The following is a 26,268-nucleotide window of genomic DNA, read 5'->3' on the forward strand; positions in this document are numbered from 1 at the left end:
CCCCCGGGTTGCGCGGCACGAGAGCCGGGGTCTGCCACCTGACCCCGGGTTCGGCAGCCGCCGGTGACCCCTAACCCAGGTCTCGGCGAGGCGAGCCCGGCGCGCGCCGAGGGGTGCGCGGTGGCGAGCGACGGCGTCGGGCACGGAGACTGGCGCCATGACCTCTACCGACACCTCGCCCGGCTCCCCGGGCACAGTCCCGACCGTCGACCTGCCCGGCGGCGCGATGCCCATGCTCGGCCTCGGCACGTGGCAGTCCGAGGGCGACGACGCGTACCGCGCCGTGCGCCATGCGCTCGACGTGGGCTACCGGCACGTCGACACCGCGACCGGGTACGGCAACGAGTCGCAGGTGGGGCGCGCGCTCGCCGACTCGCCCGTGGACCGCGCGGACGTCTTCGTCACGACCAAGCTCCCGCCGGACGCCGCGGGCCGCGAGCGCGAGACGCTCGAGGCGTCGCTGCGCGACCTCGGCACGGACTACGTCGACCTGTGGCTGATCCACTGGCCGCCGTCGGGCGAGGCGTCGCCGTGGGTGTGGGAGCGGTTCGTCGAGCTGCGGGACGAGGGCAAGGTCCGCTCGATCGGCGTGAGCAACTACTCGGTCGAGCAGGTCGACATCCTGTCCGAGCAGGTCGGGGAGACGCCCGCCGTCGACCAGATCCCCTGGAGCCCCGCCGACTACGACCACCGCCTCGTGCACGAGCTGGAGCAGCGCGGCGTCGTGCTCGAGGGGTACAGCCCCTTCAAGCGCACCGACCTCGACGCGCCGGTGCTCGCGGAGATCGCGGCGGCGCACGGTGTCACGCCCGCGCAGGTCGTGCTGCGGTGGCACCTCGACCACGGGTTCGTCGTCATCCCGAAGTCGGTCACGCCGTCGCGCATCGAGGCGAACTTCGAGGTCACCGGGTTCTCGCTCGCGCCTGGCGAGCTCGCGGCGGTCGACGCGCTGGGGCAGCGTCGCGGCTGACACGCCGGTGGACCGGCGAGTACCCGCTCCCGGAGTAGCGTGACCCTCGGTGCCGCACACCCCTGCGGCACCGAGGAGAACCTCGAACCGGAGGAACCGTGACGACGACGTCCGTGCCGCCCACCACGCGCGGCGAGACCACCGACCCCACCACCCGCACCACCCCGCCCGGCGGCGACCGCCCGGCGTCCTCGCTCGACACCGCGCACGCGCAGCTGGCCGGCGCGGTCGAGTTCCTCGGCTACGACGAGGGCCTGCACGAGATGCTCGCGACGCCGCGGCGCGAGGTGAACGTCGCCGTCCCGCTGCGCCGCGACGACGGCCGCACGGTCCTCTTCCACGGCTACCGCGTGCAGCACAACGTCTCTCGCGGCCCCGGCAAGGGCGGCCTGCGGTACGCGCCGAGCGTCGACATCGACGAGGTGCGCGCGCTCGCGATGTGGATGACGTGGAAGTGCGCCCTGGTCGACCTGCCGTACGGCGGCGCGAAGGGCGGCGTCGCGATCGACCCGCGGTGCTACTCCGACGCCGAGCTCGAGCGCGTGACGCGCCGCTACACGTCGGAGATCATGCCGGTCATCGGCCCGGAGCGGGACATCATGGCGCCCGACATGGGCACGAACGAGCAGACCATGGCGTGGGTCATGGACACCTACTCGGTCAACCAGGGCTACACGATCCCGGCCGTCGTGACCGGCAAGCCCATCACCGTCGGCGGGTCGCTCGGCCGCACGACGGCGACCAGCGCGGGCGTCGTGCACGTCACCGCCGCGGCGCTGGACGAAGCGGGCGTGCCGCTGTCGGACGTCAGCATCGCGATCCAGGGTTTCGGCAAGGTGGGCTCCCACGCGGCCGCGCTGTTCGCGGCGCGCGGGGCGCGGGTCGTCGCGGTGTCCGACCAGTACGGCGGCGTGCACGACCCCGACGGGCTCGACGTGCGCGGTCTGGTCGAGCACGTCGCCGCGACGGGCAGCGTCGTCGGGTTCGACCGCGCGGAGCCGATCGACAACACCGCGCTCCTCGCGCTCGAGGTCGACGTGCTCGTCCCCGCGGCGGTGGAGGGGGTCCTCGACGGGGACACCGCCCGCTCGGTCCGGGCCCGCTGGGTCGTGGAGGGGGCGAACGGGCCCACGACGGCCGAGGGCGACCGGATGCTGGCGAAGAACGGCGTCACGGTGGTGCCGGACGTGCTCGCCAACTCGGGCGGCGTCGTCGTGTCGTACTTCGAGTGGGTGCAGGCCAACCAGGCGTACTGGTGGACCGCGGAGGAGATCGGCGAGAAGCTCGAGCACCGCATGCTGCACGCGTACGACGAGGTCGCCGGCCTCGCCCGCCGCGAGGACCTGAGCCTGCGCGACGCCGCGCTCGTCATCGGCGTGAAGCGTGTCGCCGAGGCGCACCAGATCCGCGGCCTCTACCCCTGACGAGCCCCGAGCACGGGGCCGGCGGTGGTCAGCCCCGTGCTCGGCGCGTCGCCGCGACGACGGCCGCGACGAGCGCCACCGCGGAGGCGCCCGCCGCGGTCCAGGCCACCGTCGTGTCGACGAGCGGGCCCTGGAACCGCGCGACGGCGATCCACGCGAGCCCCCAGGCCATGGCGAGGCCGATGCCGAGCACGAGCGCGCGGCGCCCCGCGGCGAAGGCCGCCCACGCCACGGAGAGCGCCGCCGCGAGCACGACGAGCACGACCGACCAGCCCGTGGCGCCGAGCCCGAGGTCCCCGACGCCCGAGTCCGCGAGCGCCGCGGCCACGTTCGCGAGCGTCGCGACGCTCACCCAGCCCGTGTAGAGCCCGACGGTGCCGTCGAGGACGACGCCCTGCGCCGTCGACTCGGGCGCGTGGCGCACGAGCCGGACGACGAGCACCGCGAGCACGGCGAGCAGCGCGGCGATGACGACGACGCTCACCGGGACCCATCCCGCCTGGACCACGCCGATCCAGGCCGCGTTGAGCACCATCGAGGCGAGCACCCACCAGGCGGTCAGGCGCAGCCGGGGGCTCGTCGCGTGCCGCGGGAGCACCTGGTAGACCGCGAAGACGAAGAGCCCGAGGTAGATCACGGACCAGATGCGGAAGGCCGGGTTGTCCGGGGCGACGGGTGTCGCGTCGGCGGCGAGCGCGCCGCCGGCGGTCTGCTCGACGGAGGTCCCGCCGAACGCCCCCGCGCCGTACGCCGCGGCTCCGGCGGCGACGAGGGAGCCGACGAGCACCACCACCTGGCGGACGCGGTCGGACGGGGCCGGCGCGGTCGTGGCGCCGGCGGGGACGGAGGCAGCAGCACTGGTCATGGCTCCACCGTCGCACTGCTCAGCATGCTGAGCATCTCGGGAGAGCGTCGACCGCGCGAGGGACTGGTGCCCGGGGCACACGCGCCGCTATGCTCCGGCGCGACACCGCCGCACCGGCGCGGCGCACGCGAAAGGCACGCCCATGACCACGACCCTGCGCGCTGCGCTGTCGGTCCTCCTCCTCGTCGGCTTCTACGTCCTCGCCCTGGGCGCCGTCGTCGGCCTCGGCGCCGCGACCGTGTGGGCGTTCTCCGAGCACGCGGGTGCCGGGGCGGCGAAGCTCGGCTTCCTGACCATCGTCGTCGCGGTGGGCCTCGTCGTCGCGCTGTGGCGCGTCGCGCGGGCGGAGCAGCACGGACCGAACGGCGTCGTCCTCACGGCGTCCGACGCACCGGAGCTGTGGGCGACCGTGCGCGAGCTCGCCCAGGTCGCCGAGACCCGTGCCCCGGACGAGATCCGTCTCGTCGCCGACGTCAACGCCGCCGTCAGCGAGGACACGCGCCTCCTCGGTCTCGTCGGCGGCACGCGGCGCCTGTTCCTCGGCGTCCCGCTCCTGCAGGGGCTCTCGGCCGCGCAGCTGCGCTCGGTCCTGGCGCACGAGCTCGGCCACTACTCGCGCGCGCACACCCGCCTGGGGCCTCTGACGTACCGCGGTCGCGAGGCGATCCTGGCGACGGTCGCCCAGCTCCAGGGCAACCTCGTGGGCTGGCTCCTCAAGCAGTACGCGAAGCTGTACGTCCTCGTGTCCGCGGCGGTCAGCCGCCGCCAGGAGCTCGAGGCCGACGAGCTGTCCGTGCGCGTCGCCGGTCGAGCGACCGCCCAGTCGGCGCTGCGCGAGATCCCGGTGGTCGACTCCGCGTGGGGCTTCTACACGAGCCAGTACGTCGGCATCGGGTGGGAGCACGGGCTCGCTCCCACCCCCGCGGGGGTCTTCGACGGGTTCGGCGAGCTCCTGCGCGGGCGCGCGGGTGACCTCGCCGAGCTCCGCACGGGCGAGGCGCCGGCGGAGCAGTCCGCGTGGGACACCCACCCGTCGATCTCCGCCCGCGTCGCCGCCATGGCGACCATGCCCGACGGCGGAGCGGTCACCGCGGACGAGCGTCCCGCGACCGCCCTCGTCCCCGGCTTCGGCACCTGGGCGGAGCGCGTCGCGACCGAGGAGGTCGCGTTCGGCACGCGCGCGCAGCTCCCGTGGGACGCGCTCGTCGCCGCGGCCATGCCCATCCACGACCAGCGCACCGCCGACACGCTCTACCGTGCGGTGGGGCGCGCGGCCGGGCGCCCGCAGGGCGACCTCGCCACGCTCCTCGACCTGCTCGCCGCGGGCAGGGTCGACGTCGTCGCGCGCGACCTCGTGCCCGGCGCGCCCGCCGACGAGGCGCGCGAGGCGATCGTGGGCGCCGTCGCGTCCGCGCTGGGCGCCGCGGCGGTCCGGTCCGGTGCCGCCCGGTGGCGCGCGTCGTGGACGGGTCCGGCTCTGCTCGTCGACCCCGACGGCAAGGTCGTCGACGTCGAGCAGGTCGCGCACCTCGCGGTCGACCCCGCGACCACCGCCGAGGCACGCTCCCGGCTCGACGCTCTCGGCATCGACGTCGCGGCGGCGGTCCAGCAGAGCGCGCAGGCGACGGCCCACGGGGGCGACGTGGTCGGCGGCCTCGCGAACGTCAAGGTCGACGGCACGTTCCACGACGTGCTCGTCCTGGACCTCGGGCTCGTCCTCGTCCCGTGCCCGAAGAAGACGGAGGGCGGCAAGGGGCGGCTCGTTCAGCTCGTGCAGTCGGCCCCCGTCGCCGACCTCGCGGCACGGCACCGCTTCGTCCCCTACGAGCAGGTCGCCGAGGCACGCATCCGCAAGGTGACCCCCGCGCGCGTCGACCTCGTCCTGCACGACGGCACGACGCTCACCCTGCACGAGACGTGGTCCGGGGAGCGGCTCACCAAGGACAGCGACCAGGCGCTCGTCGCGCACGTCGCGCCGTACGTCCGCGAGGGCGAGCCCGACGCCGTCCCCGCGGGCTGAGCCGCGCCGCTCCTCCCCCGGTCGAGAACGACGTTGGTGCCGTTATCCCTCGGATAACGGCACCAACGTCGTTCTCGGCGCTGTGCGGAGTCAGGCCAGGGGCTGGCGGTCCGCCCAGGCGGTGAGCGTCGTGCGCGGACCCGTGAAGAACGGGACCTCCTCGCGCACGTGGCGGCGCGCCTCGGTGGCGCGCAGCTCGCGCATGAGGTCGACGATGCGGTGCAGCTCGTCGGCCTCGAACGCGAGGATCCACTCGTAGTCGCCGAGCGCGAAGGACGCGACCGTGTTCGCGCGCACGTCCGGGTAGTCCTTCGCCGCGAGACCGTGGTCGCGCAGCATCGTGCGCCGCTCGGCGTCGGGCAGCAGGTACCAGTCGTACGACCGCACGAACGGGTACACGCTCAGGTAGCCGCGCGGCGCCTCGCCCGCGAGGAACGCGGGCACGTGGCCGCGGTTGAACTCGGCAGGGCGGTGCAGCGCGACGTTCGACCACACCGGCTCGAGGTGCGCTCCGAGACCGCTCTGGCGCAGGCGCTGGTAGGCGCCCTGGACCGACTCGACCGTCGGGCCGTGCCACCACACCATGAGGTCGGCGTCCGAGCGCAGGCCCGCGACGTCGTACCACCCGCGGACGACGAGGTCGCCGTCCGTCGCGGCCGGGTCGTCCCCGCCGCCGACGGCGTCGAGCGCTCGCGTCACGAGCGCCGCCCGCTCCTCCGCGTCGGTGGGCAGCGGCGCCGCCGTCGCGAACACGGACCACATCGCGTAGCGGATGGTCTCGTTGATCTGGTCGTGGTCCGCGGGGACGCGCGCGGCGTCGTGCATCGGAGTGCCTTCCTGGTCGGTGCGAGTTCTCAGCTGTGGATGTCCGTGCTGCACAGCGCGGGGACGCCGCTCGGCTCGCCGTCGCGGCGCAGGCAGCAGCCCGGCGCGCACACCGACCGGAACGCGGGCAGATCGCCCACCGTGGCCTCCTCGACCTCGTCGCCACGCGCGATCGCGGCGCGCTCGACGAGCAGGTCGACCAGACCGCGGACGAACGGCTCGCGCGTGCCCACGGTACCGGCGCGCACGGCGGTCATCCCCAGGCCGGCGGCCGTCTCCATCGCCTCGGTGTCGAGGTCGTACGCGACCTCCATGTGGTCGGAGACGAAGCCGATCGGCGAGAGCACGACGTCGCGCACGCCCTCCTGGGCGAGGGCCTCGAGGTGGTCGTTGACGTCCGGCTCGAGCCACGGCTGGCTGGGCGGGCCCGAGCGCGAGCAGTAGGCGAGGTCCCACGCGACGTCGTGGCCCAGGCGCGCCGACACCTCCGCGACGATCACGCGCGCGAGGTCGAGGTGCTGCTCGGAGTACGTCGCGAAGGAGATGCGCGACGCCGCCTCCATCGTGTCGGGGATGGAGTGCGTGACGAAGACGAGGCGAGCGGCCGCGCCGTCGCCGCCCTTGGCCACGAGAGCCGCGTAGCCGTCGAGCACGGCGTCGACGTTGGCCTGCGCGAAGCCCGGGTGGTTGAAGTACGAACGCACCTTGTCGAACTGCACGCCCGTCGAGCCCTCGGGGCCGAGCTGGCCGCGCCCGTCGAGCACGACCGCGAGGTCCTCGCGGTACTGGCGGCAGCCCGAGTACGACGAGTACGCGGACGTCACGAGCGCGACGGCGTTGCGCGCGCCCCTCGCCTCGAGCTCGTCGATCGCGTCGGTCGTGTACGGCTCCCAGTTGCGGTTGCCCCACACGACGGGCAGGTCGACACCGCGACGTGCGAGCTCCGCCTCGATCGCCGCCTTGAGGGCGAGATTCTGCTCGTTGATCGGGCTCTTGCCGCCGAAGCCGTAGTAGTGCTCGCCGACCTCCTCGAGACGGGAGTCCGGGATGCCCTTGCCCGCAGTGACGTTGCGCAGGAAGGGCACGACGTCCTCGGGCTTGTTCGGGCCGCCGAACGAGTAGAGGAGGAGCGCGTCGTACGGGCGGAGGTCGGGGACCGTGCCGGGGGCGTCGACGTGGGGCGAGGAGACGCCGACGGGGGTGGCAGCGGCGTCCTGGGGGGAGAACGGGGGCATGGTCTCGATCATGGCACCTGGGACGCGCCCCGCCCGGCGGGACGGGGACCCGAGGGACGTGACATTGAGCGGACACCGTGTCACCTCCACCGGTGGCCGAGAACGCCGCCGTCGTCGACGGCCGGCGGCGCCCGGCTTGCCAGTGGGGTCCGCCCGCCTAGCGTGGGCAGGATCCGGCGGCACCGACGCCGTCGGGCGCGGCCCGGGCGCGACGGCGCTCCCGGGCCGGCACCCGCGCCGGCACCCGCATCGGTGCCGGCGGGAAGGAGACGCTCATGAAGGCACGACGAAGCACGTTCACGACGGGGGCGGCCGGCGTCGCCGCAGCCGCAGCGCTCGCGATGGCCCTGCCGCTCGGCGGCGGCGACCGCGGCGGGGAGGGGCCGGGCGGCAACCACGGCAACCACGGCGGCCACGGCGACCGCGCCCGCAACGTCATCTTCATCCAGGGCGACGGCCTCGGGCTGTCGCACCGCGAGCTGATCCGGCTCGCGACCGTGGGCAAGGACGGGCAGCTCGCGATGGACTCGCTCGAGCACGCGGGCTGGACGACGACCGACTCCGCGGACCCCGAGGAGGCCGTGACCGACTCGGCGGCCGGCGCGACGGCGTTCGCGTCGGGCGTGCGCACGTACAACGGCGCCGTCGGGGTGGACGCGTCCGGCAACCCCGTCCCGACGCTCCTCGAGCACGCCCGCGACGCGGGCAAGGCGACGGGGCTCGTCACGACGGCGCAGGTCACCGACGCGACCCCGGCCGCGTTCGGCGCGCACGTGCCCGACCGCGGCGACCAGAGCGAGATCGCGCGCCAGTTCCTCGAGAGCTCACGGCCGGACGTCATCCTGGGGGGCGGCGAGGACTGGTGGCTGCCCGCGGGCGACCCGGGGGCGTGGCCCGACAACCCGCCGAAGGACCCGACGGAGCAGAGCAAGGGCACCGCCGGAGACCTCGTGGCGCGCGCGCAGGAGCTCGGCTACACCTACGTGAGCGACGCCGAGGGCCTCGACGCCGCGGGGCGCGGCAAGCTGCTGGGCCTGTTCGCGAACGAGGAGATGTTCGAGCAGCGCAACGAGGGCGAGGGCGACCTGTACGAGCCGGAGGTGCCGCTCGTCGACATGACGGCCAAGGCGCTCGACGTGCTCTCGCGCGACCGCCAGGGGTTCTTCCTCGTGGTTGAGGAGGAGGCGGTCGACGAGTTCGCGCACCGCAGCAACGCCACCCGCACCATCCAGGCCGGCCAGGCCCTCGACGAGACCGTCGCGCTCGCGCTCGACTTCGCCGAGCGCAACAAGGGCACGCTCGTGCTCGTCGTGGGCGACCACGCGACGGGTGGGCTCGCGATCGAGAACGTCGACGACGAGGACGAGGGCGGCGAGGGCGCGACGGCGGAGGACGGGCCGTACGACCTCGCCGGCACCGACCTGCAGTTCACGGTCGACTGGACGACGGGCGGTCACACCGGCGAGGCCACGCCGCTCACGGCCCAGGGACCGGGTGCGGACCGCCTCACGGGCGCGCAGCGCAACACCGACGTCTACGACGAGGTCCTGCGCGCGATGCAGGGCCGGGGACGCGGCTGAGGCGACTCGACCGCTCGACCCACGGGCCGCCGTCGGGCACCGCCCGCGCGGCGTCGAGCACGACCCTGCTCGCAGCCGAGCACGAGGTTGGTGTTGTTATCGCCGGGATAACGACACCAACCTCGTGCTCGGCGACCGACCAGGTCAGCCCTTGACCGCTCCCCCGAGGCCGGCGCCCTGCAGGAACATGCGCTGGAACACGAGGAACAGCGCGACGGGGATGATCGTCGAGATCGCGAGCGCCGCGAGGAAGACCCCGAGGTCGGTGGACGCCTCGATCGACGGCAGCCGCACGGACAGCGGCTGGATCGCCGGGTCCTTGAGCACGAGGAGCGGCCAGAGGAAGTCCTTCCACGCCGCGATGACCGCGAACACCGACACCACGCCGACGATCGGCCTCGACATCGGCAGGACGATCGACCAGAAGAGCCGGTACGGTCCCGCGCCGTCCACGCGCGCCGCCTCGAACACCTCGCGCGGGAGGCCGTCGAAGAAGCGCTGCACCAGCAGCACGTTGAACGCGCTCGCCCCGGCGGGCAGCCACACGGCCCAGAAGCTGTTGATGAGCGACTGCCCGAGCAGCGGCGGGTCGAGGATCGTCAGGTACAGCGGGACGAGCAGCACGATCGCGGGGACGAACATCGTCGACAGCACGAGCGCCTGGACGACCTTGCCGTACCGGGGCCGCAGCACCGACAGCGCGTAGCCGCCCGTGGTCGCGACGACGATCTGCGACGCCCACGACCCGACCGCGAGCCAGATCGTGTTGAGGAAGTACTTGCTGATCTCGACGTCGTTCCACGCCTTGTCGAGGTTGTCCCACGCGATGCCGTTCGGGAAGACCGCCATCGGCGTGCGCAGGATGTCCTGCGTCGGCGTGACCGCGAACTTCGCGAGCAGGAGCATGGGGCCCAGCCCCGCGACGACGAGGACCACGAGCAGCAGGACGTGGGTCGAGCCCATGCCCCAGAAGATGCCCGGCCGGCGCCAGTCCGCCGGGGACAGCGCCCCGCGGTCCTCGACGCCGTCGAGCGCCTTGCGACGGCGCGAGCGCGCCCGGCGGCGCTCCGCCTCACGACGCTCGCGGCTCGCCTCGGCGGCGCGGGCGGCGGTGCCCGAGGAGGCGTCGGCGGTGGCACCCGAGGCGGCGCCGGTGGTGGCCGTGGTCGTGGCGTCCTGCGAGACGACGCCGATCTCGCTCGGGTTGTCGGTGGGCGAGAGTGTCATGACGTGCTCCAGGACCGGGTGAGCCGGAAGTAGATCAGCGAGAAGACGGCCAGGACCGCCGCGAGCATGAGCGACAGCGCGGTCGCGGCGCCGTAGTCGCCGCCGAGGCTGTTCTGGAACGCGTAGCGGTAGATGAGCAGCAGGACGGTCAGCGTCGCGTTGTTCGGCCCGCCCCCGGTGAAGAGGTACGGCTCGAGGAACACCTGCGCCGTGCCGATGACCTGCAGGATGAGCGTGATGAACAGGACACCGCGCAGCTGCGGGAGCGTGACGTGCCAGATCTTGCGCCACAGCCCCGCGCCGTCGACCTCGGAGGCGTCGTAGAGCTCGGGCGGCACGCTCGTGAGGGCGGCGAGGTAGATGATGATCGTCCCGCCGGCACCGGCCCACGTGGCCGCGAGGACGAGCGACGGCATCGCGGTCGAGGCGTCCTGGAGCCACGGGTAGGGGCCGAGCCCGACCCAGCCGAGGATCGTGTTGAACACGCCCGTCGGGCCACCGTTGTAGAAGAACTTCCACAGCAGCACCGCGACGACCGGCGGCACGACGACCGGCAGGTACGCGAGCGCCGAGTACAGCCCCTTGCCCCGGCGCACCTCGCGCATGAGGACCGCGGCGACGAGCGGGATCGGGTACCCGAACAGCAGCGCGAGGAACGCGAAGTACAGCGTGTTCCGCACGGCCTTCCACAGGAGCGGGTCGGCGAGCACCTGACGGAAGTTGTCCAGCCCGACGAACGTCGGGTCGCTCACGAGGTTCGTCTCCTGGAAGCTCATGATCACCGCCCGCACGATCGGGAACCACGAGAACACCCCGAAGATCAGGATGAGCGGCAGCAGGAACACGAGGTTGCTCAGGCCGCCGCCGCGGTACCACGTCACGGGGCTGCGGCGTCGGCCGTCTCGGGCGGTCCGCGCGTGGGAGGCGGGTCCCCGCCGCGGCGGGGCGGTGGTGGCGGTCACGTCTGGTCCTTCACGTCGGTGGGGGTGCCCGACGGCGCGAGGTGCGTCGCGCCGTCGGGCACCGGCGGGGTGCGGGCCGACCGGCAGGGGGCGCTGCCGGCCGGCCCGGGACTGCCGGGCTCAGCCCTGGTCGAGCAGGGCCTGCGCCTCGGTGTTCGCCTGCTCGAGCAGCGCGTCGACGTCGGCGTTCTCGTCCGTGAGGACCGCCTGGACGACGGGGTCGAGCAGCGCGTAGATCTCCTGCGTCTTCTGCGACGGCTCACCCACGAGCGGGAGGTCGAACATCGAGTCCGTGTAGCCCGTCATCTGGTCGAGCGGAACGTTGATGAAGTCGGCGATCCACTCCTGGTTCTGCTCGTACTGCTCCTGGGAGAACATCGGCAGGACGGGCGTGCCCACGGGCTGGTCGTTCGCGACGAGCGTCTCGGCGTCCGCGACGGCGCGGTCCTCGTCGACGAGCTTCGCCAGGTAGAAGAAGTCGATCCACTTGATGGCCGCCTCCTTCTTCGCCTCGTCCACGTTCGCCGGCATCGCGGCGAGCGTGCCGCCGGTGAGGACGCCGGCGTCGTCACCCTCGAGCGGGAGCGCGGCGAGGCCGTACGTGGCCGGGTCGACGGCGTTCGTCTGCACGAGCGACGTGAAGACGTCCGAGCCCGACGTGTACATCGCGACCTGGCCGGCGGCGAACGCCTGGTTCATCGTGCCCCAGTCGAGGAGGAAGTTGGCCCCGAGGGAGTTGTCCTCCCAGCGCATGGCCTGGAGCCACTCGAGCGCCTCCTTGGTGCCGTCGTTGTCGAGCGTCGAGGTGGCCTTGCCGTCCTCGGCGACCTCCTGGGTGCGGCCGCCGCGCGCGAACGTGTTGACCGTGAGCTGCCAGCCGCCCGTGTTGTTCTGCGACATCTGCATGTAGCCCGCGACGCCGGGGTTGGCGTCCGCGATCTTCTTCGCGTACTCGCGGACCTCGTCCCACGTGGTCGGCGGCTGGTCGGGGTCGAGCCCCGCCGACTCGAACAGCGCGCGGTTGTAGTGCAGCCCGACGCCGTACACGTTCTTCGCGGGGATCGCGTAGACGTGGCCGTCGGCGCCCGTGCCGGCCTCGATGATGGCCGGGTTGAACTTGTCGGCGTAGGGCAGCTCACGGAACTGCGCGTCGAGGTCGGCGAGCTGGCCGTTCTCGACGAGCGTCTTCGCGTCGGTGAACGGGATCTCGAAGACGTCGGGCAGCGTGCCGCCGGCGAGCTGGGGGGCGAACGTCGTCGCCTTCCACTCGTACTCCTCCGGCACGACGTCGATGTCGGGGTTGGCGGCCTCGAACTCCTCGACCTGGGCGTTGAAGGCGTCGATCGCCTCCTGCTCGGAGCCCGGCAGGAGGGACACCACCTTGAGGGTGACCTTCCCGTCGCCGTCGGTGCTGCCGTCGTCGTCGTTGCCCGAGCCGCTGCTCGAGCACGCGGCGAGGGTGCTGATCGCGAGCGCCCCCGCGAGGGTGAGGGCGATCGCCTGGCGTGTGGACTTCATCGTCACTCCTGGTTTCCGGTGGTGCGGGGTGTGCGGGGTGTTCTGATCTGGGGTCTGGTGGTCAGGCCGGCGAGCTCACGCCCGGAGCCAGACCGCGGTGTCGGCGGCGAGGCGCGTCGGTGGCTCCGACGCGCGCGCACCGTCGGGGGTACCGCTGTGGAGGAGGACCTCGGCGCCCGCCGGCAGGGGGACGTCCTCGGCCCCGAGGTTGACGACGCACGTGATCGCGCCGCGCGCGTCGCCGCGTGTGAAGGCGAGCACGTCGTCGCCGAGCGCGACCCCGCCGAGGGAGTCGAGCCAGCGGAACGCGCCGCCGTGCAGTGCCGGCTCCGTGCGCCGCGTCGCGAGGAGGCGGCGGTAGAGCGCGAGCATCGAGGCGTCGTCGTCGGCCTGGGCCTCGACGGACACCTCGCCCCAGCCGGCCGGCTGGGGCAGCCAGGGCTCCGCTCCGCCGTCGGGCCCGAAGCCGTGGCTCGAGCCGTCCCGGGTCCACGGGATCGGGACCCGGCAGCCGTCGCGGCCGGGGTCGACGCCGTCGGAGCGGAAGTGCATGGGGTCCTGGATCGCGGCACGCGGCAGGTCCTCGACCTCCGGCAGGCCGAGCTCGTCGCCCTGGTACAGGTAGAGCGACCCGGGCAGCGCGGCGGTGAGCAGCGCGGCGGCCCGTGCCCGGCGGCGGCCGGTCGCCAGGTCCGTCGGCGTGCCGAAGCGCTTGGCCGTGAAGGCGAACGAGCTGTCCTCGCGCCCGTACCGCGTCACGGGGCGCGTCACGTCGTGGTTCGACAGGACCCACGTCGCGGGCGCCGCGACGGGGGCGTGCGCGTCGAGCGTCGTCTGGACCGACTCGCGCAGCGCCTTCGCGTCCCAGGGGCGCGCCATGAAGTCGAAGTTGAACGCGGTGTGCATCTCGTCCGGCCGCAGGTACTGCGCGAACCGGGCGCGGTCCGCGAGCCAGACCTCGCCCACGAGGACGCGCGGCTCGGCGTACGAGTCGGCGACGGCGCGCCAGCCGCGGTAGATGTCGTGGAGCTCGTCGCGGTCGACGTGCGGGTGCTCGCCGGGGCCTGGGTGCGCCGGCACCTCGGGCAGCGCCGGGTCCTTGACGAGCTGGGCCGCGGAGTCGATGCGGATGCCCGCGGCGCCGCGGTCGAACCAGAACCGCAGGATGTCCTCGTGCTCGCGGCGCACGTCCGGGTGGCTCCAGTTGAGGTCCGGCTGCTCCGGGGCGAAGACGTGGAGGTACCACTCGCCGGGCGTGCCGTCGGGGTTGGTCGTGCGCGTCCACGTGCTGCCCTGGAACTCGGAGACCCAGCGCGTCGGGATCTCGGAGCCGTCCTCGCCCTTGCCCGGGTGGAACCAGAAGCGCTCGCGCTCGGGCGACCCGGGGCCCGCGGCGAGCGCGGCCCTGAACCACTCGTGCTCGGAGGAGACGTGGTTGGGGACGACGTCGATGATCGTGCGGATGCCGAGCGCGCGCGCCTCGGCGATGAGCTGCTCGGCCTCGGCCAGCGTGCCGAACTGCGGGTCGATCGCGCGGTAGTCGGCGACGTCGTAACCGCCGTCGGCCAGCGGGGACAGGTACCAGGGCGTGAACCAGATCGCGTCCACGCCGAGGTCGCGCAGGTAGGCCAGCCGGGAGCGGACACCCGCGAGGTCGCCCGTGCCGTCACCGTTCCCGTCGGCGAAGCTGCGCACGTACACCTGGTAGATCACGGCGCTGCGCCACCAGTCGTCCGGAGCGCCCGCCGGCCGCCGTACCGCCTGCGCGACGGTGGCGTCGGGGGTGTGCTCGCCGTCGGCGACTCGGGGGTGGTCGTTGCTCACCGCGTCCTCTTCCGTGAGTTCGTGGGCTGCGGGAGCTGAGGCTCCAGCGTCCGCCTGCTCCTGCGCACTGCGTCCGTGTCCGTCTGCGTCCGACCGGGACGGGCACCCGGGACGTCCGTCGTCCGGTGCGGACCCCGTCGTCGAGCACGACTGTAACTAGACGACAGATAGCACGCAAGAACCTGACAGTGTCGTTATCGAAACGCTATCTCTCGACGTCGAGGCACCTACGGATGCTTGCGAGCGCGGCGACGGTGTCCCCGATGCGAATCCGGTGACGCCCCGGCCGTGCCGAACCCTGGGTTACGCGTCAGCAGGGCGTCACGAGGCCGCGCAACCCGGGGTTCGGCGCGGGCTGCGGGAGCGCCGGCCGGGCGACTGCTGAGGGCATGACGAAGAGTGCCCCGGTCCGGCGCGCGAGCGGCCGGGCCGGGGCCCTGGAGGAGCTGGGTGCGCTAGGAGGCCGACGTCTCGCGACCGGTGGCGTGCGCCGCCGCGGTCGACCCGCGCACGACGAGCTCGGGCTCGAAGAGCAGCTCGTCCCGCGAGACGTCGGCGCCCGCGATCATGCTCGCGAGCAGGTCGACGGCGGCCCGCCCCATCGGCTCGATGGGCTGGCGGACGGTCGTCAGCGCGGGATCGGTGGAGTTCATGAGGTTCGAGTCGTCGTAGCCGACGACGGAGACGTCGGTCGGCACGTCGAGGCCGGCCCGCCGCACCGCGCGGATCGCACCCAGGGCGAGGGGGTCGCTCGCGCACACGATCGCCGTCGCGCCGGCCTCGAGCAGCCGGTTCGCCGCCGCCTGGCCGCTCTCGAGCGAGTACTGGCTGTGCACGACGAGCGCCGGGTCGAGCGCGTGCCCGTTCCGCTCGGCGAACGCCTGGGCCGCGGCGAGCTTGCGCTCGGACGGCACGTGGTCGGCGGGGCCGAGCAGGAGGCCCACCTTCTCGTGGCCGAGCGAGAGCACGTGCCCGAGCGCCTGGTTCGTCGCGACGAGGTCGTCGCACGAGACGCGGGGGAAGTCGAGGTCCTCGATCGAGGCGTTCATGAGGACGACGGGCAGCCCGAGCTTCTCGAGCCGGCGGAAGTGGGCGTGGTCGGCGAGCCGCTCGGCGTAGAAACCGCCGGCGAAGATCACGCCGGAGACGTGCTGGCCCAGGAGCAGGTCGATGTACTCGGCCTCGGTGACGCCGCCCGCGGTCCGCGTGCACAGCACGGGTGTGAAGCCCTGCTGCGCGAGCGCGCCGCCGATGACCTCGGCGAACGCGGGGAAGATCGGGTTGACCAGCTCCGGCAGCACGAGGCCGACGAGACGCCCGCGCTCTCCCCGCAGCTTGGTCGGCCGCTCGTACCCGAGCACGTCGAGCGCGGTGAGCACCGCGTCGCGCGTCGCCTGGGAGACCCCCGGCTTCCCGTTGAGCACACGGCTCACGGTGGCCTCGCTGACCCCGACCTTCTTGGCGACCTCCGCCAGGCGTCTCGACATGCCGTCGACTATACGCCGCCCTGCAAGCCGCTTGCGTGGGTTGCGAACCATCGACGAATGCTTGCGTCAAGCGCGTCCAGACCCGAAGGAAGCCGGACGAGGCACATCGCTCTCTCGACCGCGTGCGGGCACCGGCGGTCGGCCGACGGTCACGACGCGGCGAAGAGCGGCGCGCGTCCGGGCGGCTGCGCGGGCGGCGGGTCCGTCACGGCGCGCCGGGCCGGTCGCTCCTGCACGGCGCGCTCCGGGGTGAGGTGGAGCTCCTCGCCGTCGTGCACGAGCCGCAGCTCCTCCCCCGACACGAGCCGGTACGTCACCGCTCCGCGGCGCACCTCGACTCTGGCTCTGGCACCAGCATGGCGGACCGCGAACGCGAGCCCGGTCAGGCGCGAGGGCAGGCACGGGGCGAGGTGCAGGGCACCGTCCTCCCGGCGCACCCCACCGAGCCCGGCGACCAGAGCGGTCCACGCCCCGGCGAGGGAGCCGACGTGCAGCCCGCCGTCCGTCGACGCGCGCAGGTCGCACAGGTCGATGAGCGCGCACTCGCGCGCGTAGGCGTAGGCGAGGTCGACGTAGCCGACCTCCGCGGCGACCACGGCCTGCGCCGGCGCGGACAGCGACGAGTCGCGAACGGTGAGCGGCTCGTAGTAGTCGAAGTCCCGGCGCCGCTGCTCGGGGGTGAACTCCTCGCGCGCGGTGTGCAGTGCCAGCACGAGGTCGGCCTGCTTGACGACCTGCCGGCGGTAGAGCTCGGCGTAGTGCACGTGGTCGTCGAGCGGGAACCGGGCCGTGCCCCGGGCCTCGAAGTCCCAGTGCGCGTGCCGCGTGAAGTCCTGCGACTGCTCGGTGACCCGCAGCTCGGCGCAGTACGGCACGACCATCCGGTCGGCTGCGTGGCCCCACGCCGCGCGCTCGTCCTCCGTGACGCCGAGGCCGTCGGCGCGCTCCGGGTACCGCTCGCACAGCACCGCGGCGGCCCGCAGGTTCTTGCGCGCCATGAGGTTGGTGTAGGTGTTGTTGTCCATCACCGCCGTGTACTCGTCCGGGCCGGTCACGCCGTCGATACGGAAGCCCGAGACCGTGTGGTGACCTCGACCGGCCCACAGCCGTGCCGTCTCGACCGCGAGGTCGAGGGCCACGTCGCGCTCGAAGCCCTCGTCCGCCGTGGCGACGGCGTGGCGCACCGCGGCGAGAGCCACGGCGGCGTTCACGTGGAAGGCGGCGGTGCCCGCGGGCCAGTAGCCCGACGACTCGCGGCCGCTGATCGTGCGCCACGGGAACGCGGCACCCGGCAGGCCCAGCTCGGCCGCCCGCTCGCGCGCCCGCGGGAGCGTCGCGCGCCGCCACCGGAGGTGTGCGGCCGCCGCGGCGGGCAGCACGTGGTCGAGCACGGGGAGCACGAAGGTCTCGGAGTCCCAGAAGGCGTGGCCCCCGTAGCCGGTCCCCGTCAGGCCCTTGGCGCGGACGCCGACGCCCTCCACGGAGGCGGAGGCCTGCACCACCTGGAACAGCGAGTGGCGCACGGCCTGCTGCATCTCGTCGTCGCCCTCGACCTCGACGTCGCCCCGTTCCCACACCTCGTCCAGCAGTTCCGTCTGCTCGCGCTGCAGCTCCTCCCAGCCGGCCGACAGCGCGTCCGTCAGCACCTCGTGGGCGTGCGCCGGCAGCGCGTCCGCGTCGTGCCCGCCCACGTACGCCGCGACGACGAGCACCGTGAGCCACTGGCCCGCCTGGAGGTCGACGCTCAGGTCGACGCCGCCGCCGCGGTGGTGCCACACGGGCGTCACGCCGTCCGCGTGCTCGACGACGTGCGCGGCCTCCACGGCGACGCCGCGTTCCGAGCGCACGGCGCGCTGGTGCACGGACGAGCCCTCTGCGTCGTGCCGGCACGACGCCGTCACGAGCCCGGGCGCGGTACGTCCCGCGCCGTCGGCCTCGCCGTGGTCGCACCCCGGCGCGGGCCGCACGGTCACCGTGACGTCGTCGTCCGCGCGCACGGACCACCGGGACGCGACGACCTCGCGTCGAGAGAGCGAGACCAGGCGCCGGTTGCTCAGCGTCACCGTGCCGCCGGACGGCGAGGTCCAGCGCAGCTCGCGGTCGAGGACGCCGCGCCGCAGGTCGAGGGCGCGGTGGTGCGCCTCGACCGACCCCGCCGCCTCGTCCGACCCGGCGGGCGACCCCACCAGGGCGTCGCCCGGCGCGCCGTCCACGGACCAGCCGACGCGCCACGCGTCGACCACCGGGACGAGCCGCTCCTCGACCTCCGGGTAGGCGTAGGCCCGCTCGGCGTACGTCTGGTCGAACTCCTCGAAGACGGACGCGACGAGCGTCGCCGGGTCGGCGTCGGCGTCGCGCTCGTCCAGGACGCCACGCACGCCGACGTACCCGTTGGCCAGGGCGAGGACCGAGGCGGCGGGGTCCGGGCCGTCGAGGTCGAGGTCGGACTCCCGGACCGCCCAGAGGTCGAGGTTGCCTGTCACGCGAGCCACCTCATCACGACCCGCGCGAGCACACCCGTCGAGCGGCGGTCTCTCGACCGGTGCGACGTGACCTCCTGCCCGGGTAGGCTCGTTCAGTGTCCTTCCAAACCTGGTCGGGGCTCGTCCCCGCACCCGTGGCACCGACGCCCGGGGACGGCCTGACCGTGCTCGTCGACGGGACCCGCGTCGTCACCGACCCCGCACTCCGACCGGCCGCCCGCTGGTGGCGCCGCGTCACCGAGGACGCCTTCGGCCTCGACCTCGTCCTGGCGACGACGCCCGTCCACCCCGACCCGACCGCCGCGCCCTCCTCCGATCCCGACCAGCGCTCCCGGCCCGACGCCCACCTGTCTGCGCACCTCGACACCCCGTCGACGGTCACGTTCGCGCTCGACGACGGCCTTCCGCCGTCGGGCTACCGCCTCACCGTGGACGACGACGGCGTGCGCGTCGACGCCGCCGACCTCGACGGCGCCCACGCCGCCGCCCAGACCCTCCGCCAGCTCGCCGGCCCACCCGCCTTCCGCCGCGCACCCGTCGCGCCGACCGACGAAGGGCCCGCGGATCGGGCGAGCGACGGCCCCGCGGTCCAGGCGAGCGACGCACCGAGGGCGAGGGCGGACGAGGAGCGCGCGCGGGTCGTGGCGGGCCTGGCGGGAGCGCCGAGGAACGAGGCGCGGAGGGGAGACCCGCGCGCGCTCCTCGGTAGCCCTCGCCCGGACGCAACCCGCCCACCGACACCGACACCGACACCGACCCCGACCCCGACAGCACTCGCGCTCCCCCACGGAACCCTCACCGACCACCCCCGCTTCCCCTGGCGCGGCGTGCTGCTCGACGTCGCACGCCACTTCCTGCCGAAGTCCGACGTGCTGCGGTTCGTCGACCTCGCCGCGGCGCACAAGCTCAACGTCGTGCAGCTCCACCTCACGGACGACCAGGGCTGGCGTGTCGAGGTCGAGCGCTACCCCCGCCTCACGGAGGTCGGCGGGTGGCGGCGCGAGTCAGGGTTGGGGACGTGGCGCGCCGGGGTGTTCGACGGCCGCCCGCACGGCGGCTTCTACACGCAGGACGACCTGCGCGAGATCGTCGCGTACGCGCGCGAGCGTGGCGTGACGGTCGTCCCCGAGATCGACGTGCCGGGGCACGTCGAGGCGGCCGTCGCGGCGTACCCCGAGCTGGGGACGCGCAAGCGGCCGCACGAGGTGCGCACGACGTGGGGGGTGAGCACCGATGTGCTCGACCCGTCGGAGGAGTCGTTGGCGTTCTTCCGGAACGTGCTCGACGAGGTCCTCGACGTCTTCGACGCACCGTTCGTCGCGATCGGCGGCGACGAGGTGCCGACGACGCTGTGGCGCGAGAACGCCACGATCGTGGCGCGTGCCGAGGCGCTGGGGCTGGCCGACGTGGGCGAGCTGCACGGCTGGTTCCTCGCGCGCCTCGCGGAGCACGTCGCGTCCCGGGGCCGGCGCGCGGTCGTGTGGGACGAGGCGTTCGGGCCGGCGCTGCCTCGCGACGTCCTCGTGACGTCGTGGCGCGGCTGGGCGGTCGGGGCGGACGCCCTCGCGGCGGGCCACGACGTCGTCATGGCGCCCGAGCAGGTCGTCTACCTCGACCATCGCGGCGGCGACACCCCGGACGAGCCGGTGCCGGTCGGGTTCCTCACGACGCTCGACGACGTGTACGCGTTCGATCCGTTGCCCGCGGGCCTCGCGGCCAGGGGAACGCGAACAGGCCCGGTGACCGGCGACCGGCCGGGACGACTCCTCGGGGGCCAGGCCGAGCTGTGGTCCGAGCATCTCGACTCCGCGCGTCGCGTCGACTACGCGGCGTTCCCGCGACTCGCCGCCTTCGCGGAGGTGATGTGGTCTCCGGCCGTCGACCGCTCCCCCGGCTCGCCCGCGTCGCGCGCGTTCCGCGAGCGCCTCGTGGCGCACCACCTCCCGCGGCTCGACGCGTACGGGGTCGAGTACCGCCCGCTCGCGGGCCCGCACCCGTGGCAGACGCGGCCCGGCGTCGCGGGCTGGCCGCGCGACCGCGCGGCCGAGCTCGCCGCCGGGGGGCTGCGCGGCGTCGGCGGCTGGGTCGAGGGGCGCGACGAGGACGCCGGGGGCCCCGCGTGAGCGTGGTGGTGGTCCGCGGCGCGTGCCTCGTCGAGCCCGACGGCGGGGCCTCCTCCCCTGTGGACGTCACGGTGCGCGCGGGCCGGGTCGAGTCGGTCACGCCCGCCGTCGGGAGTGCCGCGCTGCCCGACGCCGCGACGCACCTCGACGCGGGCGGTCGGCTGCTGCTGCCGGGGTTCGTCGACGCGCACGTGCACGGCGAGGCCGCTGTGCTGGACGAGGACGTGCAGCTCGCGATGCTGCGCCAGGGCGTGACGAGCGTCGTGGTCGGGCAGGACGGGGTGTCCTACGCACCCTCTCCCGGACCGGGCGCCGCGGCGTGGGCGAGCGGGTACTTCGCCGCGATCAACGGCGAGCACCCCACGTTCCGCGGCGGGTCCGTCGCCGACCTGCTCGCGACCTACGACGGTACGACCCGGGTCAACGTCGGCTACCTGGCCCCGCACGGCACGATCCGGTACGCGGTCCTGGGCTCCGAGGCCCGCACCGCGACGCCCGCCGAGGCGGACCGGATGCGCGCCTTGCTGCACGCCGCGCTCGACGACGGCGCGCTGGGCATGTCGACCGGCCTGGAGTACGTCCCGGCGACGTACGCCGACGAGGCCGAGCTCGTCGCGCTCGCGCGCGTGCTCGCCGCGCGCGGTCTGCCGCACGTGTCCCACATGCGCGGGTACGAGGACCGGGCCGGGCCGGCGTTCGCCGAGCTCGTCCGCATCGCCCGCGCGTCGGGGGTCGCGACGCACGTCTCGCACTACCACGGGCCTGCCCCCGATCTCCTGGGCTACGTCGACGACGCGCTCGCCTCCGGCCTGGACGTCACCTTCGACTCCTACCCCTACCTGCGCGGGTGCTCGATCCTGTCGATGGTGTCCCTGCCGACCTGGCTGCCGATCGCCGACGTCGACGCGACCCTCACTGCCCTGCGCGACCCGGTCGTCCTGGAGCGCCTGCACCGCGAGCACTTCCCCGCGCTGTCCGACCTGTGGCCGCGCGTGACGATGGCCGTGGTCCCGACGGGGACGGCCGCGGGCGCGCCGCCGGACGAGCCGGCCGTCGACCTCGTCTGGGCGGAGGGCCTGCCCCTGCCCGACGTCGCCGCGCGCCTCGGCCTGTCCCCCGCCGAGGCTGCCGTGCGCCTGCTCGTCGCGACGCGGCTGCGCGCGTCGTGCGTGTTCGCGCAGCCGCCGACGAGCTCGCCCGAGTCCGTCCGCGCCTTGCTGCGGCACCCTGCGCACGTCGGCGGGTCCGACGCGATCTACGCACCCGTGAGAGGTGGCGGCCGCCCCCACCCCCGCGGCTGGGGCGCGTTCGCGCGCTTCCTCGCCGAGCACGTGCGTACGCTCGGGGACTGGACGTGGCACGACGCCGTCACCCACCTGTCCACGCGGCCCGCCGGGCGGTTCGCGCTGACCGGGCGCGGCGTGGTGGCACCCGGAGCGGTCGCGGACCTCGCGCTCGTCGACCCGGACCGGGTCCGCGACGAGGCGACGTACGAGCACCCGCGCCGGCCGGCGTCGGGCGTCGACGACGTGCTCGTCGCGGGCGTGCCCGTCCTGCGCGACGGAGGGCTCACCGAGTCCCGGCCAGGCAGCCCGCTCCGCCCGACCTCGACCACCGACCGACGGAGGACCGCATGACCGGCACCAGCGCCCCGCACGCCGACCGCCCCTGGGCGCGCGACGTCGTCGGGCCCCGCACCAAGGGCCTGCGGCTGAGCGAGGCGACCACGGTCGCCGACGTCCTGACCGGCACGCCGCACCTCACCGACGGCGTGTTCTCCTGGCCGCTGCTCACGCTCGACGACGCGGCGCTCGACCACAACGTGGGGGTCGTCGCGGGCGTGTGCGCGGCGTACGGCGTCGAGCACGCGCCGCACGTGAAGACGACGATGTCGCGCGCCCTCTACGCGCGGCAGGCCGCCGCCGGGGCGTGGGGCGCGACCGTCGCGACGCCGTCGCAGCTCCTGACGGTGCGCGACTGGGGCGTGCCGCGCGTGCTCCTGGCGAACGAGCTGCTCGACCCGCGCGACCTCGCGTGGCTGCGCGACGACCTCGACCGGGCAGGCGGTGGCGGCGAGGACGGCGCGACGGCCGAGGACGAGGACGAGGACGAGGTGTGGCTGTACGTCGACTCGACGCACGGCGTCGACCTCCTCGCCCGGACGTTCGGCGACGCGCCCGCTGCCGTCCGCGCGCGCCTGGGCGTCCTCGTCGAGCTGGGCGTCCCGGGCGGGCGCACCGGCGTGCGCAGCACCGCCGCCGCGCTCGACCTCGCACGAGCGGTGCGGGCCGGCGGACTGCGGCTCGTCGGCGTCGCCGGCTACGAGGGCTCGGTCGCGGGCGGCACGACCGCCGACGAGCTCGCCGCGGTCACCGCGTGGTGCCGCGACCTGCGCGCGCTGGGTGCCGCCCTCGTCCGCGAAGGTCTCGCCGGCGTCGACGAGCCGCTCGTGCTCTCGGCGGGCGGCAGCTCGTTCCTCGACGTGGTGCTCGCCGAGCTGCCCGGACCGCTCGTCGTCCCCGGTTCGGCGCCGGGATCGGACGGGCGCGAGGTGGCGACGCGCGTCGTGGTGCGGTCCGGTGCGTACGTCACGCACGACCACGGCTTCTACTCGCGCACCGACCCGTGGAGCCGGATCCCCGGCGCCGAGCCGCTGCGCGGCGCCGCGACGGTGTGGGGGCAGGTGCTGTCCGTGCCGGAGCCCGGGCTGGCGATCTGCGGGGTCGGACGGCGCGACGTGTCGTTCGACATCGACCTGCCCGTCGCGCTGTGGCTGCGTCAGCAGTCCGACGACGGCTGGCACCCCACGCGCGAGCTCGCCGGGACGCGCGTCACGGCGCTCAACGACCAGCACCTCTACCTCGCGCTGGACCCTGCGACGGACTCGCCCGCGACCGCCGAGGTCCGCCCGGGCGACGTCGTCGGGTTCGGTATCTCCCACCCCTGCACGACGTTCGACAGGTGGCGCGTGGCCGCCGTCGTGCGCGACGACGAGGTCGTGGACCTCGTGACGATCGACCTGTGACCACCCCGCTCGCGCAGCACACCCCGAGAGGACACCCCATGACCAGCGAGAAGACCGCGATCTCCACCCCCGACGCCCCGGCGCCCGCCCACACGTTCCACCAGGGCGTGCGCAAGGGACCGTTCGTCCAGGTCTCGGGCCAGGGCCCCGTCGACCCGACGACGAGCGAGTACCTGTACCCCGGCGACGTCGCGGCGCAGACCACGCGCACGCTGGAGAACGTCAAGGCGATCGTCGAGGCGTCGGGCGCGACGTTCGACGACGTCGTCATGCTGCGGGTCTACCTCACGAAGCGCGAGGACTTCCCGGTCATGAACGAGGCCTACGGCGCGTTCGTCGCCGCGCACACGAGCAACGGCGTGCTGCCCAGCCGGACGACCGTCTTCACCGGTCTGCCGCGCGAGGAGATGCTCGTCGAGATCGACGCGTTCGCGATCACCGACTGACCCGCCGGACCTGACGGTCGGCGTGCCGTGTGGGTGCGCCCACCTACGGTCGGCGGCATGAGGAGCACATGAGGAGCACAGCATGATCGCGACGGTCGCCGTCGAGTCGTACCGCTCGCTGCGCCACCTCGTGCTGCCGCTCGGACGGCTCACGGTGGTCACGGGGGCGAACGGCACGGGCAAGTCGAGCCTCTACCGCGCGCTGCGGCTGCTCGCCGAGTGCGCGCTCGGCGGGGCGGTCGGCGCGGTCGCACGCGAGGGTGGGCTGCGCTCGACCCTGTGGGCCGGGCCCGAGCAGGTCGGGCGCGCCGTGCGCGCCGGCGACCATCCCGTCCAGGGCACGCGGCGCACGGCGCCCGTCGCGCTGCGGCTGGGTTTTGCCGGGGACGCACCGGGCGACCTCGGGTACGCGGTGGACCTCGGCCTGCCGCAGCACCCCGGCTCGGCCTTCGGCCTCGACCCCGAGATCAAGGTCGAGTCGGTGTGGTCGGGGCCGACGCTGCGGCCCGCGACGCTCCAGGTCGAGAGGCGCGGCCCCGCGGTCCGCGTCCGCGACGACGCGGGGCGCTGGATCTCCTCCCCGGCGCGGCTGCGGTCGTTCGACAGCGTGCTCACCGAGCTCGTCGACCCCGTCGGCGCGCCAGAGGTCGTCGCGGTGCGCGAGCGCCTGCGGTCCTGGCGCTTCTACGACCAGTTCCGGACCGACCCGCTCGCACCCGCGCGCGCTCCCCAGGTCGGCACGCGCACGCCCGTGCTCGCGCACGACGGCTCCGACCTCGCCGCCGCGCTCGAGACCGTGCGCGACCTCGGCCGCGGGGACGAGCTCGACCGCGCCGTCTCGCGCGCGTTCCCCGGCGGCCGCGTCGACGTGCACGCCGACGACGGCCGCTTCGAGCTCGCGTTCCACCAGGACGGGCTGCTCCGACCGCTCACCGGCGCCGAGCTGAGCGACGGCACGCTGCGCTTCCTCCTGCTCGTCGCCGCGCTGCTCTCGCCGCGCCCGCCCGAGCTGCTCGTGCTCAACGAGCCCGAGACGAGCCTGCACCCCGACCTGCTGCCCGCCCTCGGTTCGCTCGTGCACGCCGCCGGGCGCGAGACGCAGGTCGTGGTCGTGACCCACTCGCCCGCGCTCGTCAGGGCGCTCCGGGAGGCGACGGCGTCGGGCGCCGCAGGCCTGCCCGGCCCGGACGACCTGCGGGAGGTCGAACTCGTGCGTTCCCCGTTCGGGGAGACGACGGTCGCGGGGCGTGACGGCCCACTGGACCAGCCCGCGTGGACCTGGCCGAAGCGCTGACGGCCGGTCACACCGGCGCCATGCGTTCCGTCCCGACGACGCGCAGCAGCGCCAACGCGTCGGCCTCGTGCGTGCCGGGCGCAGCCGAGTAGATGATCACGGACTGGTCGGCGTCGGGGACGTGCAGGGTGTCGCAGTCGAGGGTGACGGTGCCGAGGACGTCGTGCGCGATCGTCTTGCGCTGCACGCCCCAGTGGCCGGCCGTGCTGTCCCGCCACAGCCGCTCGAAGTCCTCGCTCCGGGACCGGAGCTCTGCGACGAGCCGCGCGAGGCCCGGGTCGCGCGGGTACCGGGCCGCCGTCGCGCGGAGGCTCGCGACGGACTGCGCGTCCGTCGCCTCGCGCTCCTCGTCGGACATCGCCACCTGACCACGGCGCGGCACGCTGCACCCCAGGAACCGCATGCGCACGATGTTGCGCTCGCGAGCGGGCACCTCCGTCCAGTCGCCGAGCAGGGCCGAGCTCATCGCGTTCCACGCGAGGACGTCGCCCTTGGCGCTGAGGACGAGGGTCGGCAGGTCGGCGAACCGGTCGAGCAGCCGCTGGACGCTCGGGCGCACGGCGAGCGGGATCGTGCCGGGACCGGGAGGCGCGCTCCCGGCGAGGTGGAAGACGGCGGCGCGCTCGTCGTCGTCGAGCCGCAGCGCCCGGGTCAGGGCGCCGAGGACCTGCACCGACGGTCTGCTCCCCCGCCCCTGCTCGAGCCGGACGACGTAGTCGACGCTCACGCCCGCGAGCTGCGCGACCTCCTCGCGCCGCAGACCGGGAGTCCGCCGTCGTGTCCCCGCGGGGAGCCCGACGTCCTGGGGGGCGAGGCGCTCGCGCGCGCGACGCAGCGTCGTGCCCAGCTCGTTCCGCTCCATCCGCCCATCGTGCCCGACGCGGGCACCCGGGCTGCGCGGTCCGTTCCGCGCAGCGTGGTACGGCCGCTCCCAGGATCGCCCCGCCCTGGAGCGCGCGA

General features: G+C 74.4%; 19 protein-coding genes. 9 read left to right on the top strand and 10 right to left on the bottom strand.

Going from position 1 to position 26,268, the window contains the following annotated elements:
- Positions 1–157: 157 nt before the first annotated feature.
- Positions 158–970: an aldo/keto reductase gene (locus ACMXGY_RS15520; RefSeq protein WP_483773878.1), complete on the top strand. Its 813-nt coding sequence runs from the start codon at positions 158–160 to the stop codon at positions 968–970.
- 215 nt (positions 971–1,185) lie between these two features.
- Positions 1,186–2,394 (top strand): Glu/Leu/Phe/Val family dehydrogenase, encoded by a 1,209-nt coding sequence (locus ACMXGY_RS15525; protein ID WP_483776880.1) that lies wholly within the window; start codon positions 1,186–1,188, stop codon positions 2,392–2,394.
- Positions 2,395–2,422: 28 nt separating this feature from the next.
- On the opposite strand, the gene ACMXGY_RS15530 is transcribed toward ACMXGY_RS15525, so the two are convergent.
- Positions 2,423–3,259: a tryptophan-rich sensory protein gene (locus ACMXGY_RS15530; RefSeq protein ID WP_483773879.1), complete on the bottom strand. Its 837-nt coding sequence runs from the start codon at positions 3,257–3,259 to the stop codon at positions 2,423–2,425.
- Between the two features lie 142 nt (positions 3,260–3,401).
- Between ACMXGY_RS15530 and ACMXGY_RS15535 the strand changes: the two genes are divergently transcribed.
- Positions 3,402–5,279 (top strand): M48 family metallopeptidase, encoded by a 1,878-nt coding sequence (locus ACMXGY_RS15535; RefSeq protein ID WP_483773880.1) that lies wholly within the window; start codon positions 3,402–3,404, stop codon positions 5,277–5,279.
- 90 nt (positions 5,280–5,369) lie between these two features.
- Here ACMXGY_RS15535 and hemQ read toward each other — a convergent pair whose 3' ends face one another.
- Together hemQ and ACMXGY_RS15545 are read right to left on the bottom strand one after the other, a co-directional pair.
- Positions 5,370–6,104: a hydrogen peroxide-dependent heme synthase gene (gene hemQ / locus ACMXGY_RS15540; RefSeq protein WP_483773881.1), complete on the bottom strand. Its 735-nt coding sequence runs from the start codon at positions 6,102–6,104 to the stop codon at positions 5,370–5,372.
- Between the two features lie 29 nt (positions 6,105–6,133).
- Positions 6,134–7,339, bottom strand: a complete 1,206-nt coding sequence (locus tag ACMXGY_RS15545) for a ferrochelatase (RefSeq protein WP_483773882.1) — start codon at positions 7,337–7,339, stop codon at positions 6,134–6,136.
- A gap of 275 nt (positions 7,340–7,614) precedes the next feature.
- Between ACMXGY_RS15545 and ACMXGY_RS15550 the strand changes: the two genes are divergently transcribed.
- Entirely contained in the window at positions 7,615–8,919 is a 1,305-nt protein-coding gene (locus ACMXGY_RS15550; RefSeq protein WP_483773883.1) for an alkaline phosphatase, read from the top strand.
- A 144-nt stretch (positions 8,920–9,063) separates the two neighbouring features.
- Here ACMXGY_RS15550 and ACMXGY_RS15555 read toward each other — a convergent pair whose 3' ends face one another.
- From ACMXGY_RS15555 to ACMXGY_RS15580, 6 genes are all read right to left on the bottom strand, one after another.
- On the bottom strand, positions 9,064–10,146 hold the full coding sequence (locus ACMXGY_RS15555) for a carbohydrate ABC transporter permease (protein ID WP_483773884.1): 1,083 nt from the start codon (positions 10,144–10,146) through the stop codon (positions 9,064–9,066).
- Entirely contained in the window at positions 10,143–11,108 is a 966-nt protein-coding gene (locus ACMXGY_RS15560; protein WP_483773885.1) for a carbohydrate ABC transporter permease, read from the bottom strand. The genes ACMXGY_RS15555 and ACMXGY_RS15560 overlap by 4 nt, the downstream gene beginning before the upstream one ends.
- Before the next feature lie 120 nt (positions 11,109–11,228).
- Positions 11,229–12,626 (bottom strand): ABC transporter substrate-binding protein, encoded by a 1,398-nt coding sequence (locus ACMXGY_RS15565; RefSeq protein WP_483773886.1) that lies wholly within the window; start codon positions 12,624–12,626, stop codon positions 11,229–11,231.
- Positions 12,627–12,701: 75 nt separating this feature from the next.
- The gene (locus ACMXGY_RS15570; RefSeq protein WP_483773887.1) at positions 12,702–14,450 is read right to left on the bottom strand and encodes a glycoside hydrolase family 13 protein; all 1,749 of its coding nucleotides are present in this window, start codon (positions 14,448–14,450) and stop codon (positions 12,702–12,704) included.
- A gap of 455 nt (positions 14,451–14,905) precedes the next feature.
- On the bottom strand, positions 14,906–15,937 hold the full coding sequence (locus tag ACMXGY_RS15575; protein WP_483773888.1) for a LacI family DNA-binding transcriptional regulator: 1,032 nt from the start codon (positions 15,935–15,937) through the stop codon (positions 14,906–14,908).
- A 149-nt stretch (positions 15,938–16,086) separates the two neighbouring features.
- Positions 16,087–18,420: a glycoside hydrolase family 65 protein gene (locus tag ACMXGY_RS15580; RefSeq protein WP_483773889.1), complete on the bottom strand. Its 2,334-nt coding sequence runs from the start codon at positions 18,418–18,420 to the stop codon at positions 16,087–16,089.
- A gap of 95 nt (positions 18,421–18,515) precedes the next feature.
- On the opposite strand from ACMXGY_RS15580, the gene ACMXGY_RS15585 reads away from it, so the two are divergent.
- From ACMXGY_RS15585 to ACMXGY_RS15605, 5 genes are all read left to right on the top strand, one after another.
- The gene (locus ACMXGY_RS15585; RefSeq protein ID WP_483773890.1) at positions 18,516–20,543 is read left to right on the top strand and encodes a beta-N-acetylhexosaminidase; all 2,028 of its coding nucleotides are present in this window, start codon (positions 18,516–18,518) and stop codon (positions 20,541–20,543) included.
- Positions 20,540–22,180 (top strand): N-acyl-D-amino-acid deacylase family protein, encoded by a 1,641-nt coding sequence (locus tag ACMXGY_RS15590; protein WP_483773891.1) that lies wholly within the window; start codon positions 20,540–20,542, stop codon positions 22,178–22,180. Before ACMXGY_RS15585 ends, ACMXGY_RS15590 begins: the two co-directional genes overlap by 4 nt.
- Entirely contained in the window at positions 22,177–23,568 is a 1,392-nt protein-coding gene (locus tag ACMXGY_RS15595) for a type III PLP-dependent enzyme domain-containing protein (protein WP_483773892.1), read from the top strand. Before ACMXGY_RS15590 ends, ACMXGY_RS15595 begins: the two co-directional genes overlap by 4 nt.
- A gap of 38 nt (positions 23,569–23,606) precedes the next feature.
- On the top strand, positions 23,607–24,014 hold the full coding sequence (locus ACMXGY_RS15600; protein ID WP_483773893.1) for a RidA family protein: 408 nt from the start codon (positions 23,607–23,609) through the stop codon (positions 24,012–24,014).
- An 82-nt stretch (positions 24,015–24,096) separates the two neighbouring features.
- Positions 24,097–25,308, top strand: a complete 1,212-nt coding sequence (locus tag ACMXGY_RS15605) for an AAA family ATPase (RefSeq protein WP_483773894.1) — start codon at positions 24,097–24,099, stop codon at positions 25,306–25,308.
- Between the two features lie 7 nt (positions 25,309–25,315).
- On the opposite strand, the gene ACMXGY_RS15610 is transcribed toward ACMXGY_RS15605, so the two are convergent.
- Positions 25,316–26,170, bottom strand: coding sequence for a helix-turn-helix transcriptional regulator (locus ACMXGY_RS15610; RefSeq protein WP_483773895.1), 855 nt, complete (start codon positions 26,168–26,170; stop codon positions 25,316–25,318).
- Positions 26,171–26,268 lie beyond the last annotated feature (98 nt).

The organism is Cellulosimicrobium sp. G4 BAM 1002 (genome assembly GCF_057126935.1).

Bases quoted from the DNA above. Each gene is read 5' to 3' on its own strand.
- ACMXGY_RS15520 (WP_483773878.1), top strand. From the start codon at position 158: ATGACCTCTACCGACACCTCGCCCGGCTCCCCGGGCACAGTCCCGACC.
- ACMXGY_RS15530 (WP_483773879.1), bottom strand. From the start codon at position 3,259: ATGACCAGTGCTGCTGCCTCCGTCCCCGCCGGCGCCACGACCGCGCCG.
- ACMXGY_RS15535 (WP_483773880.1), top strand. From the start codon at position 3,402: ATGACCACGACCCTGCGCGCTGCGCTGTCGGTCCTCCTCCTCGTCGGC.
- hemQ (WP_483773881.1), bottom strand. From the start codon at position 6,104: ATGCACGACGCCGCGCGCGTCCCCGCGGACCACGACCAGATCAACGAG.
- ACMXGY_RS15545 (WP_483773882.1), bottom strand. From the start codon at position 7,339: ATGCCCCCGTTCTCCCCCCAGGACGCCGCTGCCACCCCCGTCGGCGTC.
- ACMXGY_RS15550 (WP_483773883.1), top strand. From the start codon at position 7,615: ATGAAGGCACGACGAAGCACGTTCACGACGGGGGCGGCCGGCGTCGCC.
- ACMXGY_RS15555 (WP_483773884.1), bottom strand. From the start codon at position 10,146: ATGACACTCTCGCCCACCGACAACCCGAGCGAGATCGGCGTCGTCTCG.
- ACMXGY_RS15565 (WP_483773886.1), bottom strand. From the start codon at position 12,626: ATGAAGTCCACACGCCAGGCGATCGCCCTCACCCTCGCGGGGGCGCTC.
- ACMXGY_RS15575 (WP_483773888.1), bottom strand. From the start codon at position 15,937: ATGTCGAGACGCCTGGCGGAGGTCGCCAAGAAGGTCGGGGTCAGCGAG.
- ACMXGY_RS15595 (WP_483773892.1), top strand. From the start codon at position 22,177: ATGACCGGCACCAGCGCCCCGCACGCCGACCGCCCCTGGGCGCGCGAC.
- ACMXGY_RS15600 (WP_483773893.1), top strand. From the start codon at position 23,607: ATGACCAGCGAGAAGACCGCGATCTCCACCCCCGACGCCCCGGCGCCC.
- ACMXGY_RS15605 (WP_483773894.1), top strand. From the start codon at position 24,097: ATGATCGCGACGGTCGCCGTCGAGTCGTACCGCTCGCTGCGCCACCTC.
- ACMXGY_RS15610 (WP_483773895.1), bottom strand. From the start codon at position 26,170: ATGGAGCGGAACGAGCTGGGCACGACGCTGCGTCGCGCGCGCGAGCGC.